At 70.9% G+C, this 15011-nt stretch carries 16 protein-coding genes and 1 pseudogene; 6 read left to right on the plus strand and 11 right to left on the minus strand.

Going from position 1 to position 15011, the window contains the following annotated elements:
* Nucleotides 1-250, minus strand: a pseudogene (locus ACTJK8_RS26275) (porin family protein); the annotation flags it as partial.
* A gap of 447 nt (nt 251-697) precedes the next feature.
* On the opposite strand from ACTJK8_RS26275, the gene ACTJK8_RS26280 reads away from it, so the two are divergent.
* The 3 genes from ACTJK8_RS26280 (at nt 698) to ACTJK8_RS26290 (ending at nt 4016) form a co-directional block, all read left to right on the plus strand.
* Nucleotides 698-1063: a hypothetical protein gene (locus ACTJK8_RS26280; RefSeq protein ID WP_440762763.1), complete on the plus strand. Its 366-nt coding sequence runs from the start codon at nt 698-700 to the stop codon at nt 1061-1063.
* A gap of 209 nt (nt 1064-1272) precedes the next feature.
* On the plus strand, nt 1273-2856 hold the full coding sequence (locus ACTJK8_RS26285) for a DEAD/DEAH box helicase (protein WP_059409614.1): 1584 nt from the start codon (nt 1273-1275) through the stop codon (nt 2854-2856).
* A gap of 101 nt (nt 2857-2957) precedes the next feature.
* Nucleotides 2958-4016, plus strand: a complete 1059-nt coding sequence (locus ACTJK8_RS26290; protein WP_012318000.1) for a GGDEF domain-containing protein — start codon at nt 2958-2960, stop codon at nt 4014-4016.
* A gap of 45 nt (nt 4017-4061) precedes the next feature.
* Here ACTJK8_RS26290 and ACTJK8_RS26295 read toward each other — a convergent pair whose 3' ends face one another.
* Both ACTJK8_RS26295 and ACTJK8_RS26300 read right to left on the minus strand, forming a co-directional pair.
* Nucleotides 4062-4439 (minus strand): HesB/IscA family protein, encoded by a 378-nt coding sequence (locus ACTJK8_RS26295; RefSeq protein ID WP_024830854.1) that lies wholly within the window; start codon nt 4437-4439, stop codon nt 4062-4064.
* A 132-nt stretch (nt 4440-4571) separates the two neighbouring features.
* A complete protein-coding gene (locus tag ACTJK8_RS26300; protein WP_012317998.1) occupies nt 4572-5588 on the minus strand; it encodes a threo-3-hydroxy-L-aspartate ammonia-lyase in 1017 nt (338 codons plus the stop codon).
* A gap of 236 nt (nt 5589-5824) precedes the next feature.
* Here ACTJK8_RS26300 and ACTJK8_RS26305 point away from each other — a divergent pair, with 236 nt between their 5' ends.
* Both ACTJK8_RS26305 and ACTJK8_RS26310 read left to right on the plus strand, forming a co-directional pair.
* The gene (locus ACTJK8_RS26305; protein WP_024830855.1) at nt 5825-6043 is read left to right on the plus strand and encodes a hypothetical protein; all 219 of its coding nucleotides are present in this window, start codon (nt 5825-5827) and stop codon (nt 6041-6043) included.
* Nucleotides 6044-6211: 168 nt separating this feature from the next.
* Nucleotides 6212-6385, plus strand: a complete 174-nt coding sequence (locus ACTJK8_RS26310) for a hypothetical protein (protein WP_208861836.1) — start codon at nt 6212-6214, stop codon at nt 6383-6385.
* A 54-nt stretch (nt 6386-6439) separates the two neighbouring features.
* Here ACTJK8_RS26310 and lpdA read toward each other — a convergent pair whose 3' ends face one another.
* The 8 genes from lpdA to ACTJK8_RS26350 form a co-directional block, all read right to left on the minus strand.
* Nucleotides 6440-7879, minus strand: a complete 1440-nt coding sequence (gene lpdA, locus ACTJK8_RS26315) for a dihydrolipoyl dehydrogenase (RefSeq protein ID WP_440762764.1) — start codon at nt 7877-7879, stop codon at nt 6440-6442.
* A 55-nt stretch (nt 7880-7934) separates the two neighbouring features.
* The gene (locus ACTJK8_RS26320) at nt 7935-8183 is read right to left on the minus strand and encodes a hypothetical protein (protein ID WP_287080770.1); all 249 of its coding nucleotides are present in this window, start codon (nt 8181-8183) and stop codon (nt 7935-7937) included.
* Between the two features lie 45 nt (nt 8184-8228).
* Complete coding sequence (locus tag ACTJK8_RS26325; protein WP_012317994.1) at nt 8229-9662, minus strand: pyruvate dehydrogenase complex dihydrolipoamide acetyltransferase; 1434 nt, start codon at nt 9660-9662, stop codon at nt 8229-8231.
* A gap of 4 nt (nt 9663-9666) precedes the next feature.
* A complete protein-coding gene (locus tag ACTJK8_RS26330; RefSeq protein WP_127991425.1) occupies nt 9667-10254 on the minus strand; it encodes a Uma2 family endonuclease in 588 nt (195 codons plus the stop codon).
* A 15-nt stretch (nt 10255-10269) separates the two neighbouring features.
* A complete protein-coding gene (locus tag ACTJK8_RS26335; protein ID WP_012317992.1) occupies nt 10270-10557 on the minus strand; it encodes a DUF5076 domain-containing protein in 288 nt (95 codons plus the stop codon).
* A gap of 60 nt (nt 10558-10617) precedes the next feature.
* Nucleotides 10618-12060 carry a pyruvate dehydrogenase complex E1 component subunit beta gene (locus tag ACTJK8_RS26340; RefSeq protein WP_440762765.1) on the minus strand — a complete coding sequence of 481 codons (1443 nt, stop codon included), beginning with the start codon at nt 12058-12060 and terminating at the stop codon, nt 10618-10620.
* Between the two features lie 56 nt (nt 12061-12116).
* Nucleotides 12117-13094: a pyruvate dehydrogenase (acetyl-transferring) E1 component subunit alpha gene (pdhA, locus tag ACTJK8_RS26345; protein WP_234742070.1), complete on the minus strand. Its 978-nt coding sequence runs from the start codon at nt 13092-13094 to the stop codon at nt 12117-12119.
* A gap of 268 nt (nt 13095-13362) precedes the next feature.
* A complete protein-coding gene (locus ACTJK8_RS26350) occupies nt 13363-13674 on the minus strand; it encodes an FtsB family cell division protein (RefSeq protein WP_012317989.1) in 312 nt (103 codons plus the stop codon).
* A gap of 112 nt (nt 13675-13786) precedes the next feature.
* Here ACTJK8_RS26350 and ACTJK8_RS26355 point away from each other — a divergent pair, with 112 nt between their 5' ends.
* Complete coding sequence (locus tag ACTJK8_RS26355) at nt 13787-14989, plus strand: adenylate/guanylate cyclase domain-containing protein (protein ID WP_012317988.1); 1203 nt, start codon at nt 13787-13789, stop codon at nt 14987-14989.
* The last annotated feature ends 22 nt before the right edge of the window (nt 14990-15011 follow it).

Raw genomic sequence — 15011 nt, forward strand, 5'->3', positions numbered from 1 at the left:
TGACGCTGACGACGCCGGCGGTGCCGGGCGAGTTGATCAGCGAGCCGCCGGGCAGGGCGTAGTTGGTGGTGTTGCGGCTGTTGGCGTCGAAGCCGTAGCCGGCGTTCACACCGAAGTAGAAGCCGGTCCAGGTGAACACCGGCACCGGCGTGAACACCGGCGGCGGCGCGGCGCGGCGCGGCAGGTCGGCGGCGGACGCCGCGGCGGTCATGCCGGCGAGAACGGTGGATGCGAGGAGAAGCTTCTTCATGGTGGTGTTCGGTCCTGGGGTTAGCTTGAGCCGGCAGCCTTCTAGGCGCTCTCGGATGGCGGGTCTGTCGCTTTCCTGCAACAAGCCTCCTCAGGCTAGGGACATCCCGTCAACGAAAGATGAAGACTAGCCGGCCCGCCCCACAGCAGAGGGCCGGGTCGCGGCCCCGCACGAGGCGCGGACAGTTGCAAAACCCCGGATGACGAGCTGCGTTGCGCGCCGCGCATATTGTCGGAAGCCGGCGTGTTCCGGGCGAGATCGCCCGAGGTCTCTGCAGGGACGGGCGAGGGCGGACGTTTTATTCCGGCACAACTTTGACGAGAGGTCGCCGCCTCGTAAGCGATCGGTTAACCCTGTTGACCGATGGTCCGGCGCTCGCGGGCTCGCCCGCGAGCCCCGTCGCGCCCCGCACCGAACCCGGTCCCCGGCCGGTGGAGAGAACCGTCCATGCAGAGCCCCGACGATCGGAGCCGGACAATCTTCGGCAAGCGCCGGACCGTCGAGGCCGCGCCCGGCTCGCAGGTCGGCTCGACTGCCGCGCGGGTCGCGCGCGCCAAGCCGAGCCGGACCGCGGGCCCCCTGCCCTGGGCGCTGCGCGTGGCGGGCTTGGCCGGGATCGTCGCGGTGATCGGCGCCTACCAGCTCGCGCGGCTGAGCCGGCCCGACGCGGCGCTGCCCGGGACCGCCCTCGCGACGGCGGCGCTGCCGCCGATGGCCGAGCCCGAGACGACCGGCGCGCTCGCGGCGCGATCCGCCCGGTCCACCCGTCTGGACCCCTGCGCCGTGCCCGCGCTCGACCGTCTCCGGCCCTGATCGGGGGCCGCTCCCGGGGCCGATCCCCTGTGCGCGGACGCGCGCTGTCGCGATTGCGAGATTGACAAGTCGCGCCAAGGCCCTAACTGACGGGGACGATGCGCCCCGCGGCCCCGGGAGCGTCCGAGCGCCCCGCGCGAGCCTTTCCCAGCCGTTGCCGCGACGGTGTCCTTCGCGCCGGCCGGGCGCGCAACGGTTCCTGAACGCAAATGCCTTTTTCCGACCTGGGACTGAGCGAGAAAGTCCTGAACGCCGTCGAAGCGGCGGGTTACACAGAGCCGACGCCGATCCAGGCCGAGGCGATCCCCCACGTGCTGGCACGTCGCGACGTCCTCGGGATCGCCCAGACCGGAACCGGCAAGACCGCGGCCTTCACGCTGCCGATGCTGACGCTGCTGGAGAACGGCCGCGCCCGCGCCCGGATGCCGCGCACGCTGATCCTGGAGCCGACCCGCGAGCTGGCCGCCCAGGTGGTCGAGAATTTCGACCGCTACGGGACCAACCACAAGCTCAACGTGGCGCTGATCATCGGCGGCGTCTCCTTCGCCGACCAGGACGCCAAGCTGATGCGCGGCACCGACGTGCTGATCGCCACGCCCGGCCGCCTGCTCGACCATTTCGAGCGCGGCAAGCTGCTGCTCACCGGCGTCGAGCTCCTGGTCATCGACGAGGCCGACCGCATGCTCGACATGGGGTTCATCCCCGATATCGAGCGCATCGTGAAGATGGTGCCGTTCACCCGGCAGACCCTGTTCTTCTCGGCCACCATGCCGCCGGAGATCGAGCGGCTCGCCGACATGTTCCTGCACAACCCGCAGCGGGTCGAGGTGGCCCGGCCGGCCTCCACGGCGACCACGATCACGCAGCGCCTCGTCGCCACCGGTGCCGAGGGCCACGCCAAGCGCGAGCGCCTGCGCGGCCTGATCCGCGGCGAGGAGGATCTGAAGAACGGGATCATCTTCTGCAACCGCAAGCGCGACGTCGCGCTGCTGCAGAAGTCCCTGGTCAGCCACGGTTTCGACGCCGCGGCGCTCCACGGCGACATGGACCAGCGCGCCCGCACGACGGCCCTCGACGGCTTCCGCAACGGCGAGACCGCCCTGCTGGTCGCCAGCGACGTGGCGGCGCGCGGCCTCGACATCCCCGCGGTCAGCCACGTCTTCAACTTCGACGTGCCGCATCACCCGGAGGATTACGTCCACCGGATCGGCCGCACCGGCCGCGCCGGCCGGAGCGGCACGGCCTACACGCTGGTCGCCCCCGACGACGCGCGCTCGCTCGGCGCCATCGAGGCGCTGATCGGGCAGCCGATCCCCTGGCTGGACGGCGACCTGACGAGCGTGGCCGACGCGTCCGGCGACACCGGCACGCGCCACCGCGGCCGGTCGAGCGACGGGCGGCGGGGCGGGCGCTCCGCGAAGAGCGGTGGCAGGAGCGGCGACAAGGGCAGCGACAAGGGCGGCGACAAGAGTGCCGACAAGGGCGTCGTCGAGAAGAGCGCCCGGAGCGCCGGCGAGGCCGGGGAGGTCCGCGAGCGCCCGACCCGGTCGCGCGGCGGCCGCGGCGCGGCGCGCGCGGAGAGCCGCCCGGACGACCGTCCCGAGAGCCGCTCTGAGACCCGCCCCGAGAGCCGTCCGGAGCCGCGCGCGCCGGGCCGCGCGTCGGGCCGCGGCGAGGCCGCGCGCGAGGAGCGCGGGCGCCGGATCGACGCCGACGGGGACACGCCCGTCGGCCTCGGCTCCCACGTTCCGGCATTCCTGCTTCGACCAGTCTTGGCGAAGAAGGATAAGTAACAGACGTCTGTTCGGGCTTAACTGTCCGGCTACCAGGCGGCCGTATATCAAGTCTGGGTGACGGCGCATGCGCGCCGGTCGCCCCGGACCGCGGGATACGGATGAGCCAGGAGACCTATTCGGATCGCGATCGCAGCTTCGCGCTGGCGAAGCGCAGCCACGATCTGATTCGCGACTACGGCCCCTCCGCGACGCCGCGCGCCTACGCCGTCTGGTACGCCTACGTCTCGGGGGAGCTGCCGCTCCTCGCCGACGCCGTGAAGCGCCTCACCACCCAGAATGGCTGCCTCACCGAGGGCGACATCGACGACCTGCACGAGACCTATCTCGACGGGCGCCGTCTCGCGAGCACCACCGACGACGTCAGCCGCGTCGTCCTCAGCGAGATCGCGGCCGTCACCGAGATCCTGGACCTCTCCCTGGGCTCGACGGCGCAGTACAGCGAGTCCCTGCGCGGGGTCGCGCAGGATCTCTCCCAGGGCGTCCCGAGCCGGGCGCGGTTCGGCGAGATCGTCGCGACCCTGGCCGCGACGACCCGGGAGGTCGCCGCCAACAACCGGATCCTCGAAGCCCGCATGCGCGAGACCCGCAGCGAGATCGAGACCCTGCGCGAGAAGCTCGACGCGACCCGGCGCGAGAGCCTGACCGACGCCCTGACGGGGCTGGCGAACCGCAAGCATTTCGAGGAGACGCTGAAGGCGTCCATGGAGACGGCCCGGGCGCGCACGACGCCCATGAGCCTGATCATCCTCGACATCGACTTCTTCAAGCGCTTCAACGACCTGTACGGTCATCTCACGGGCGACCAGGTCCTGCGGCTCGTGGCGATCGTGATGCGCGAGAACGCCGGTAAGCAGGCGCAGCTCGCCCGGTTCGGCGGCGAGGAGTTCGGGATCATCCTGCCCGGCGTCGACCGGGCGGTGGCCAAGCAGGTGGCCGAGACGGTGCGCACCAGCGTCATGGGGCGCGAGCTCGTCAAGCGCTCGACCGGCGAGTCGCTCGGCAAGATCACGATCTCCCTGGGTGTCGCGGTGCTGCGCCCGGGCGACACGCCGGCCTCGCTGATGGAGCGGGCCGACCTGTGCATGTTCGCCGCGAAGCGCGCGGGCCGGAACCGCTTCCTGGACGACGCCGCCGAGTCGCTGTCGCAGGTGGCCTGAGGGCGCGGCGCGCCGCCGGCTCGCTGCGCGCCGGGGCGCTCCCGCTCAGACCTGCGCGGGCAGGCGGTCCGCCGAGACCGGCGTGATCGCCACGGATTCCCCGCAGCCGCAGGCCGAGGTCTGGTTCGGATTGTTGAACACGAACTGCGACGCCAGCTTGTTGGTGGTGAAGTCCATCTCGGTGCCGAGCAGGAACAGCACCGCCTTCGGATCGACGAACACGCGCACGCCGCGATCCTCGACCACGTCCTCGCCGGGCTTGGCCGCCTCGGCATATTCCATCGTGTAGGACATCCCGGCGCAGCCGCCGTTCCGGACGCCGACGCGCAGCCCGGCGATCGGCCGGTCGGCCTCCGCCATGATCGCCTTGATCCGATCGGCGGCGCGATCGGTCAGCGAGAGAACCTTGAAACCAGCGGACATCGTCACCCTCCCGCCCATCCGGGTTCAAGGCCCGGGGACGCGCATTCCGACGCGCACAAGATAAGCATTGGCTCGGGGCCGGTCCACCGCGGCGGGGTCACACCGGCCCGGCAATCGGCGCCTGAGGCCGCCTCAGGCCGCCTCGCCGGTCAGCCGCGCGAAGGCCGCGAGATCGACGTTGCCGCCGCTGATCACCACGCCGACGCGCTTGTCCGTCACGTCCACGAGGCCGCTCAGCACCGCCGCTGCCGCGAGGCAGCCGGTCGGCTCGACCACGAGCTTCATCCGGCTGGCGAAGAACCGCATGGTCTCGACGAGCTGCGCGTCGGTGACGGTGAGGATGTCGGACACCTGCGCGCGGATGATCGCGAAGGTCAGGTCGCCCAGCGCCGTCGACTGCGCCCCGTCGGCGATGGTCCGGGGCACCGGGATCGTGACGATCCGGCCCTCGCGGAACGAGCGCTGCCCGTCATTGCCCGCCTCCGGCTCGACGCCGATCACCCGGCAACCCGGCGACAGCGCGGCGGCGGCGAGCGCGCAGCCCGCGAGCTGGCCACCGCCGCCGAGGCAGGCCACCAGCACGTCGAGTGGCCCGACCGTCTCGATCAGCTCCTGCGCCAGCGTCCCCTGCCCGGCGATGACGTCGGGATGGTTGAAGGGCGGGATCAGCGTCAGGCCGCGGGCCTCGGCGATCTCGCGGCCGAGCGCCTCGCGATCCTGGGTGTAGCGGTCGTACAGGACCACCTCGGCGCCGTAGCCGCGGGTGGCGGCGATCTTCGCCGCGGGGGCGTCGCCCGGCATGACGATGGTGGCGGGCGCCCCGAGCAGCCGGCTCGCGAGGGCGATCGCCTGGGCATGGTTGCCCGAGGAGTAGGTGATCACTCCGCGTGTGCGGGCCGCCTCCGGCAGGGCGCTGATCGCGTTGTAGGCGCCGCGGAACTTGAAGGCGCCGGCCCGCTGCAGGTTCTCCGCCTTGAAGAACAGGCGGCCGCCGGTCATCGCGTCCGCCGTGCGCGAGGTCAGGACCGGGGTGCGGTGCGCGGCCCCGGCGATCCGCTCCGCGGCGCGGGCCACGTCGGCGAAGGTGGGGAGGCCGCCGGCGGTCCCGCCGGGTTCGCCCTGTTGGGTGTCGTGCGTCGTCGCCTGCATCGTCGCCTGCATCCCATCCGCCCGGGCCGCGCCCGAAGAAGCGGGGGCGCGGCAGCCTCTCATACGGGCGTTTCGGCCCGCATGCATCCGGCCGATCCACATGCGCAAGCGGAGCCATTCGCCGACTCGCCGCTTATACCCAGCGACAACTTGGCAGGAACGCTGGGGGGCGGCATCGCCATGGCCATCGAGACCACGTGCGGACCCGTATTGCGGCCACGCGACGGAGGCACGCCGTGAGCGCCCTGGACCGCGCGTCGGGCGACGCGGCGACCGAGGTCACCTTCCGGGGGCGCGGGCTCGCGCTGCGCACCGGCTCGCGGCTGATCCTGCTCGTCTGCCCGCTCTGCTCCCAGCGCAACGCGCAGCGCGGCGCGGAGCGCGGGATCTGCCAGTGGTGCGCCTACGTGCCGTCCCCGGACCAAGCCGAGCCCGTGGAGCGCGGGCATAGCTGAGGTTCGGGATCGCCTCTGACGCCTCAAAGCGGCCTCAGATCCATGATCTGGGATTGTGTTTCGACTAAGTACTATCTTCGGTTGCATAATCGGGCGCGCCTCGCCAGACTCCCGACGGGGGCCTGAGTTGGAGCGCGCATGCAACCGTCCGAATGCTGCATCTTTCGGATGACCATCGCCTCCGTGATCGGCAGCTGCATCACGCTCCTGCTCGTCCGGGGGCTCGATCCGGTCGTCGCCCTGCTGCTGATCCCGATCGGCGGCAGCGCGGCGACGGTTCTGGTGATCCTGCTGTTCCAGGCCGTGAGCCTGACGCTCGCGGCGCGGTCCCGCCCGCACTGACCGCTCGGCGGCGCGCGGGTCCACGTCCGACCCGCGCGCCCCGTCGGCCGCCGATCAGGTGTGGATCACCTTGCCGTAGGCGTCGAGCACGCTCTCGTGCATCATCTCGCTGAGCGTCGGGTGCGGAAACACCGTGTGCATCAGCTCCTCCTCGGTGCTCTCGAGGTTCATCGCCACCACGTAGCCCTGGATCAGCTCGGTCACCTCGGCCCCGACCATGTGGGCGCCGAGCAGCTGGCCGGTCTTGGCGTCGAACACGGTCTTGATCAGCCCGTCCGGCTCGCCCAGCGCGATCGCCTTGCCGTTGCCCGCGAACGGGAATCGGCCGACCTTCACCGAGAAACCCTGCTCCTTGGCCTTGGCCTCGGTCAGCCCGACGCTGGCGATCTGCGGCTGGCAATAGGTGCAGCCCGGGATCTTGGCCTTGTCCATCGGGTGGGTGTGCAGGCCCTTGATGGTCTCGATGCAGATGACCCCCTCGTGCTCGGCCTTGTGGGCGAGCATCGGCGGGCCGGCGACGTCGCCGATCGCGTAGAGGCCGGGCACGTTGGTGCGGCCAAGCCCGTCCGTCACCACGATCCCGCGGTCGATCTTCACGCCGAGCTTCTCGAGGCCGATATTCTCGATGTTGCCGACGACGCCGACCGCCGAGATCAGCTTCTCGGCCGTGATCTGCTGGGTCTTGCCGTCGCCGCCCTCGACGGTGGCGGTGACGGAGTTCGCGCCCTTCTCGACCTTCGTGACCTTGGCGCCGGTGAGGATCTTGATGCCCTGCTTCTCGAAGCGCTTGCGGGCGAGGCCTGCGATCTCGGCATCCTCGACGGGCAGGATCTGCGGCAGCAGCTCCACCACGGTCACCTCGGCGCCCATGGTGCGGTAGAACGAGGCGAACTCGATGCCGATGGCGCCCGAACCCATCACCAGCAGGCTCTTGGGCATCGTCTCGGGGACCATGGCCTCGTAGTAGGTCCAGATCAGCTTCTTGTCGGGCTCGATCCCGGGGATCGCGCGGGGGCGCGCGCCGGTCGCCACGATGATGTGCTTGGCCTGGTAGGTGCCGGCGCCCTTGGCGCCCTTCGGCGCCTCGGCGCGCTTCGTCTCCTTCACGGTGACCTGGCCGGGCTGGTTGCCCTGCGCGGCGCTGTCGACCGAGGCCTCGCCCCAGATCACGTCGACCTTGTTCTTCTTGAGCAGCATGCCGACACCGCCGTTGAGGCGGGCCGAGACGCCGCGGGAGCGCTTCACGATGGCGGCGGTGTCGAACCCGACCTTCTCCGCCGTCAGCCCGTAATCGCCGGGGTGCTGGAAGTAGTGGAAGATCTCGGCCGAGCGGAGCAGGGCCTTGGTGGGGATGCAGCCCCAGTTCAGGCAGATGCCGCCCAGGTGCTCGCGGTCGACCACGGCGGTCTTGAAGCCGAGCTGCGCCGCGCGGATCGCCGTGACGTAGCCGCCGGGCCCGGCGCCGATGATGAGGACGTCGTAGGTGTCGGACATCGTGTCTCAGCTCTCCGCTGTGGGGCGCGCGACCGCACCGTCGTTGAGGAGGCGATCAGGGCGAGGTCTCCAGCGCGCTCAGCCGCTGCTCCATGGCCTTGATCGTCTTCTTGATCGACTGAAGATCCGCCTTCGCCTGCGTGCCGAGGCCGGTCTCGTAGGCGACGTAAATCTCCAGTTCTTCCAGCTTCTCGGTATGACCCGTCAGGGTTGTCTTGATCGCTGCGACATCGCGCTTCACCTCGGCGATGTCGCTCTGCATCCGTTGAAGGGCGAGCAGAACCGGATCGGTGACTTCGGACACGCGACTCTCCTTTGATCGCTCAGGCGATCATAGCAGAGTCGCTCCTCACACCAGCATGCCCATCGGGTTCTCGATCAGCCCCTTGAAGGCCGAGACCAGCTCCGCGCCGAGCGCCCCGTCGAGCACCCGGTGGTCGCACGACAGGGTGCAGGTCATCACCTGGACCACGGCCGGCGCCCCGTCCTTGACGACCACGCGTTTCTCGCCCGCGCCCACCGCCAGGATGCTCGATTGCGGCGGGTTGATCACCGCGGTGAAGTGCTTGATGCCGAACATGCCGAGGTTCGACACCGAGGTGACGCCGCCCTGATACTCCTCGGGCTTAAGCTTCTTGGCGCGGGCGCGGGCCGCGAAGTCCTTCATCTCGTTGGAGATGGTCGAGAGCGTCTTCTCGTCCGCCCGGCGGATCACCGGGGTGAACAGCCCGCCGTCGATCGCCACCGCGACGCCGACCTCGGCGTGCTTGAAGCGCAGGATCCGGTCCTCGGCCCAGACCGCGTTGGCGGCGGGCACGCGGGTGAGTGCCAAGCCCATCGCCTTGATGACGAAGTCGTTCACCGAGAGCTTGAAGGCGGGCTTGCCGTCCTTGTCCTTGCCGGCGGAGCCGTTCAGCGTCTCGCGCAGCTTCATCAGCGCGTCGAGCTCGCAATCCACCGTCAGGTAGAAGTGCGGGGCGACCTGCATCGCCTCGGTGAGGCGCTTGGCGATGGTCTTGCGCATGCCGTCGAGGGGGACGTCCTCGTAGGCGTCCTTGGCGAAGAAGCCCTTGACCTGATCGGTCGTGAGCCCGGCCGGCGCCCCGCCCGCGGGGGCGGTCTTCGGGGTCGGGGCTGCCGCCTTCGGCGCCTCGGCGGCGGGCTGCGCGGCGGCGGGCGCCTGGGTGGCGCCGGAAGCCTTCGCGGCCTGCACGTCGCGGGCGATGATGCGGCCGTGCGGCCCGCTGCCCCGGACGGCGCCGAGATCCACGCCCTCCTGCTTGGCGATCCGCCGAGCGAGCGGCGAGGCGAAGACCCGGCCGCCCGAGCCGGCCTGCGCGCCGGCCTGCGGGGCGCCGCCGGGCTGCGCGCCCTCGGGCGCCGCGTTCACCCGCTCGTACGCCATGTGGCCGCCGCCGGGCGTCGTGTTCTGCCCGGCCGCCGAGGCGTCGGCCTTCGGCTCGGGCTTGGATTCCGCCTTGGCCTCGCCGTTCGAGGCGGCCTTCGGCGCGCCGCCGGCCTGCACGCTCGACGGGTCCTCGCCCTCGCCGGCGATGATGGCGATCAGGTCGTTGACCGGAACGTCCGCGGTGCCCTCGGGCACGAGGATCTTGGCGAGCACGCCCTCGTCGATGGCCTCCACCTCCATGGTGGCCTTGTCGGTCTCGATCTCGGCCAGCACGTCGCCGGACTTGATCGGGTCGCCCTCCTTCTTCAGCCACTTGGCGAGGTTGCCCTTCTCCATGGTCGGGGAGAGCGCGGGCATCAGCACGTTGATCGGCATGGCATCAGGTCTCGGGCAAGGCCGGGGCGGCCGGATCGTCGAAGGGGAAGAGGTCGTCGAAGGGGAACGGGACGGCGTCGAAGGGCGGCAGGGCCACGGTCTCGCCGCGCTGGATCGTGGCGAGGAGCACCCAGCGCCCGTCCGCGGGGGCGAAGCCTTCCAGCACGCCGGCCGCCGGGTCCAGCAGCCAGAGGTGGTCGACGCCGGACCCGGCGTAGATCCGGCGCTTCGGCCCGCGATCGAGGCGAATCGTCGACGGCGAGAGGATCTCGCAGACCCAATCCGGAGGCGTCTCGATGAAGGCATCCTCGGGTTCGGTCGGCATCCGCTCGCGGCGCCAGCCCGCAAGATCGGGCACGACCACCTGGGATCCGAGGTGAAGCTCAGGCTCGGTGATGGAGACCCATCCGCCGGGACCACCACGGCCGCGTGCGAACGGCCGATCCAGCTCTCCCGACAGGCGGGCCGCGGCGATGCCGTGCCGGGGTCGCGGATACGTCTCCAACACCCCGTCGATGATCTCGGCGACGCGATGCTCCGGGACTGCCTCCAGATCCGCGTAGGTCGCCTGCCGGACAGCCGCCTCAGCCATGGTCGGCCGCCATCGTCAGTTGAGGCCGCCGGGGTCGAGCCCCTCGGCCTCCCAGCCCGCGCGGATGCGCTCCAGCGCCTCCTCCTCCGACATGTCGGTCTCCAGCGCGTAGGCGCGGGCCGCCTGCCGGGCGAGGTCGATCAGCAGCCGGCCCCAGGTCGCCGGGTCGTCGAAGGAGCGGCGGAGCGCGACGCTCACCGCGCCGTCCACCACGGCCGCGCGCAGAACCTCGATACCGCCCTGCTCCAGGGCGTCGGGCGGGATGGCGAGTTCGGCGAAGTCGCTGCTGGGATCCTGGCTCATGGCGCGCCGGCTGTTCCTCGGTCCTGGCCGGGGCGGGCGACGGCGTCGCCCGCGCGCCGGTCACTTGTAGCAGACGCTCTTGGCGGCCTCGACGACCTCCGCCACCGTCGGCAGGGCCAGCTTCTCGAGGTTGGCCGCGTAGGGCATCGGCACGTCCTTGCCGGTGATCCGCAGGACCGGGGCGTCGAGGTAATCGAAGGCGTCGACCATCAGGCGGGCCACGATCTCGGCGCCGACGCCGGATTGCGGGAAGCCCTCCTCCACGGTGATGCAGCGGCCGGTCTTCTTGACCGACGCGACCACCGTCTCGGTGTCCATCGGCCGGATGGTGCGCAGGTCGATCACCTCGGCCTCGATGCCCTGCTCGGCGAGGGCCTGCGCGGCCTTGAGGGCGTAGGTCATGCCGATCGCGAAGGACACGATGGTCACGTCGCTGCCGGTGCGGTGGATCTTCGCCTTGCCGATCGGCAGCACGAAGTCGTCGAGCTGCGGCACCGGGAAGGACTGCCCGTACAGGATCTCGTTCTCGAGGAAGATGATCGGGTTCGGGTCGCGGATCGCGGCCTTCAGCAGGCCCTTGGCGTCGGACGCCGTGTAGGGCGCGATCACCTTGAGGCCCGGCACGTTGGAGTACCACGCGGCGTAGTCGTGGCTGTGCTGGGCGGCGACGCGGGCGGCGGCGCCGTTCGGGCCGCGGAACACGATCGGGCAGCCGAGCTGACCGCCGGACATGTACAGCGTCTTGGCCGCCGAGTTGATGATGTGGTCGATCGCCTGCATGGCGAAGTTGAAGGTCATGAACTCGACGATCGGCTTCAGGCCGGCCAGCGCCGCGCCGACGCCGATGCCCGCGAAGCCGTGCTCGGTGATCGGGGTGTCGACCACCCGCTTCGGCCCGAATTCCTGCAGCAGGTTCTGGGTGACCTTGTAGGCGCCCTGATACTCGGCGACCTCCTCGCCCATGACGAAGACGTCGCCGTCGCGGCGCATCTCCTCGGCCATGGCGTCGCGCAGGGCCTCGCGGACGGTCTGCGTGACCATCGGCGTGTCGGCCGGGAACTCCTCCATCACCGGCTCCTGCGCCTTGTTGGTGATGACGGCGGGCGCGGCCGGCGCCTTCGGGGCGTCGTCGCCGGTCTTGGCCGCGGGAGCCGGTTTGTCGGCCATGCCCTCGGCCTGCATGTCGGGGGCCGGGGCGGGTTGCCCGCCCGCGCCGTTGGGCTTGGCGCCGCCGCCGGACTGGACGCTCGACGGGTCCTCGCCCTCGCCGGCGATGACGGCGATCGGCGTGTTCACCGCGACGCCCTCGGTGCCCTCGGCGATCAGGATCTTGGCGAGGACGCCCTCGTCGATGGCCTCCACCTCCATGGTGGCCTTGTCGGTCTCGATCTCGGCCAGCACGTCGCCGGACTTGATCGGGTCGCCCTCCTTCTTCAGCCACTTGGCGAGCTTGCCCTCCTCCATGGTGGGCGAGAGGGCGGGCATCAGGATGTCGGTCGCCATGCTCAGCTCTGCGGTCGTTTATTCGTTGGGGGGGCGGCCAGCGGTGTCGTCCGCGCTCAGGCGTGCGCGTCCAGGAGGATGTCGGTCCACAGCTCGGACGGATCCGGCTCGGGGTCGTTCGTGGCGAACTCGGCCGAGGCATTGACGACCTCGCGGACCTTGGCGTCGGTGGCCTTCAGCTCGGCCTCGGGCACGGCGTGCAGCTCGAGCAGGCGCTTGCGCACCATCTCGATCGGGTCGTGCTCGTCGCGCATCTTCGAGACCTCGTCCTTGGTCCGGTACTTGGCCGGATCGGACATGGAGTGGCCGCGGTAGCGGTAGGTCTGCATCTCCAGGATGTAAGGGCCCTGGCCCGTGCGGGCGTGCTCGATCGCCCGGGTCGCCGCCTCGCGGACGGTGCGCACGTCCATGCCGTCGACCTGCTCGCCGGGAATGCCGAAGGAGAGGCCGCGCTTCGAGAAGTCGGTCTGCGCCGAGGCCCGGGCCACCGAGGTGCCCATGGCGTAGCGGTTGTTCTCGATCACGTAGACGACCGGCAGCTTCCAGAGGGCCGCCATGTTGAAGCTCTCGTAGACCTGCCCCTGGTTGGCGGCGCCGTCGCCCATGTAGGTCAGGCTGACCTTGCCGTTCTCCCGGTAATGGTCGGCGAAGGCGAGGCCGGTGCCCAGCGAGACCTGCGCGCCGACGATGCCGTGGCCGCCGAAGAACTGCTTCTCGCGGCTGAACATGTGCATCGAGCCGCCCTTGCCGCGGCTGTAGCCGCCGCGGCGGCCGGTCAGCTCGGCCATGACGCCCTTCGGATCCATGCCGCAGGCCAGCATGTGGCCGTGGTCGCGGTAGCCGGTGATGACCTGGTCGCCCTCGACCGAGGCCATCTGCATGCCGATCACCACGGCCTCCTGGCCGATGTAGAGGTGGCAGAAGCCGCCGATCAGGCCCATGCCGTAGAGCTGGCCGGCCTTCTCCTCGAAGCGCCGGATCAGCAGCATCTCGTGATAGGCGTGGAGATCCTCGTCCCGCGTGAACTGCGGCATGTTCGGCGCGGGGCGGTGCGCCTCGGCGGCCTGAGGGCTCGCGGCCTGCACCGGCGCGGACGACGCGTCCGTTGCGGGCTCTTTGGCAGGCTCCTTGGCGGCGTCCATCGGCGCTCTCCCCGTGATTCCACGCGACTGCGTGGGGGTGTAGGACAGCGACGATTGGAAAGCGAGGGCTGCCGCTCTGACAGGAAGCCGCTCTTGTCAGAGCACTTTCAGGACTGCGGAAAACCGTCCCCGGGACTTCCGCGGGATGCTCGCGCGACGGTCAGGGCGTGATGATGACCACGTCGTTGGCGTGCACCCGGCCCAGGACGATCCGGGCGCGCTCCTCCAGGAGGTCGCGGTCGATCTGGTCGCTCTTGAGCAGGTTCACCCGATGCTCCCAGACGGCGCGCTCGGCCTTCACCGCGGCGAGTTCCTGGCTGAGGCCGTAGGCGCGGATCTTCAGGGCCTTCTTGGCCTCGAGGCCGCGGTTGCCACTCTCGGCCTGCCACACGAAATAGCCGACAACGAGCGCCGACAGGGTCCAGAGACCCAGCGGCAACACGACCATTCTGACTCGGCGGCGCACGACCATGGCGCGACCCTCGCGCGGAAAGGTTAACGGTTCTTTTCGATCGCGCCGCGGTCGGGACAGGGCCGGGTCGGGGCCGGGCCGCGGCCGGCACGGACAGGGGCGAGCCTGAGGCATGGACCTGACGCATCTGGGGCGCTGGATCGCCGCGCACGCCACGGCGACCGACGACCACGACACCCTGCTCGCGGGCTTCTGCGAGTCGCTGGTCGAGGCCGGCCTCCCCGTCTGGCGGGTCAGCGTCATGGCGCCGGCCCTGGACCCGACGCTGCGCGGCGTCAGCCTGAACTGGCACGCGGGCGAGGGCATGTCCTTCGTCGCCAACGCCCACGGCGCCGACGAGGAGAGCGACTGGCTCCTGAGCCCGGTCTACGCCCTGGTGGAGAAGGGCGAGACCTTCGGCCGCTGGCGCCTCGACGCGCCCGGACTGGCGGTGGACTTCCCGGTCCTGAACGCCCTCGGGGCGCAGGGCGGCGTCGACTACGTGCTGCACATCGCCGAGTTCGCCCCCGGCACCGCGCTGCGGGGCATCGCGGTCTCATTCTGCACCCGCGCCGCCGCCGGCTTCACCGGGGCGGACCTCGCCGCGATCGCCGATGTCCTGCCGTTCCTGACGCTGGCGATGGCCAAGATGGGCCTCGCCCACACGTTCCGGGAAGTGTCGGCCACCTATCTCGGCCGGTCCACCGCCGAGCGCATCCTCGACGGCCAGATCCGGCGCGGCGAGGGGCGGGCCGTGCCGGCGGCGATCCTGCTGACCGACCTCCGGGGCTTCACGGCCCTAGCCGACCGGGTGGATCCCGCCGACATGGTCACGTGGCTCAACGAGCACTTCGACGCCCTCGGCGACCCGGTGGCGCGGCACGGCGGCGAGATCCTGAAATTCCTCGGCGACGGCTTCCTGGCGATCTTCCCGGTCCCGGACGCCGACACCCTGCCCTGCCCGGTCTGCGGCGGCGCCCTCGACGCCGCGACCGAGGGGCTCGCCGCCAACGCGGCGCTCAACGCCCGCCGCCGCGCCGCGGGGCTGCCCGAGCTCCCGGCCGAGTGCGTCGTCCATTTCGGGACGGTCATCTACGGCAATGTCGGCACCGAGCGGCGCCTCGACTTCACGATCATCGGGCGGGCGGTCAACGAGGCCAGCCGGATCGAGAGCCAGTGCGCGGCCCTCGGCCACGAGCTCCTCGTGTCGGACTCCTTCGCCGAACGGTGCGCCCGGCCGCTGGAGCCGGTCGGGACGATCGAGCTCCGGGGCCTATCGCGGCCGATGCGGGTCTGGACCGTGCCGGGCGAGCCGTCCGGTGCGGCGACGGCCTGAGGAGGCGGAGATCCTCCGTCCG

The organism is Methylobacterium sp. 22177, assembly GCF_052045615.1.
In the GTDB taxonomy this organism is placed as follows: Bacteria; Pseudomonadota; Alphaproteobacteria; order Rhizobiales; family Beijerinckiaceae; genus Methylobacterium; species Methylobacterium radiotolerans.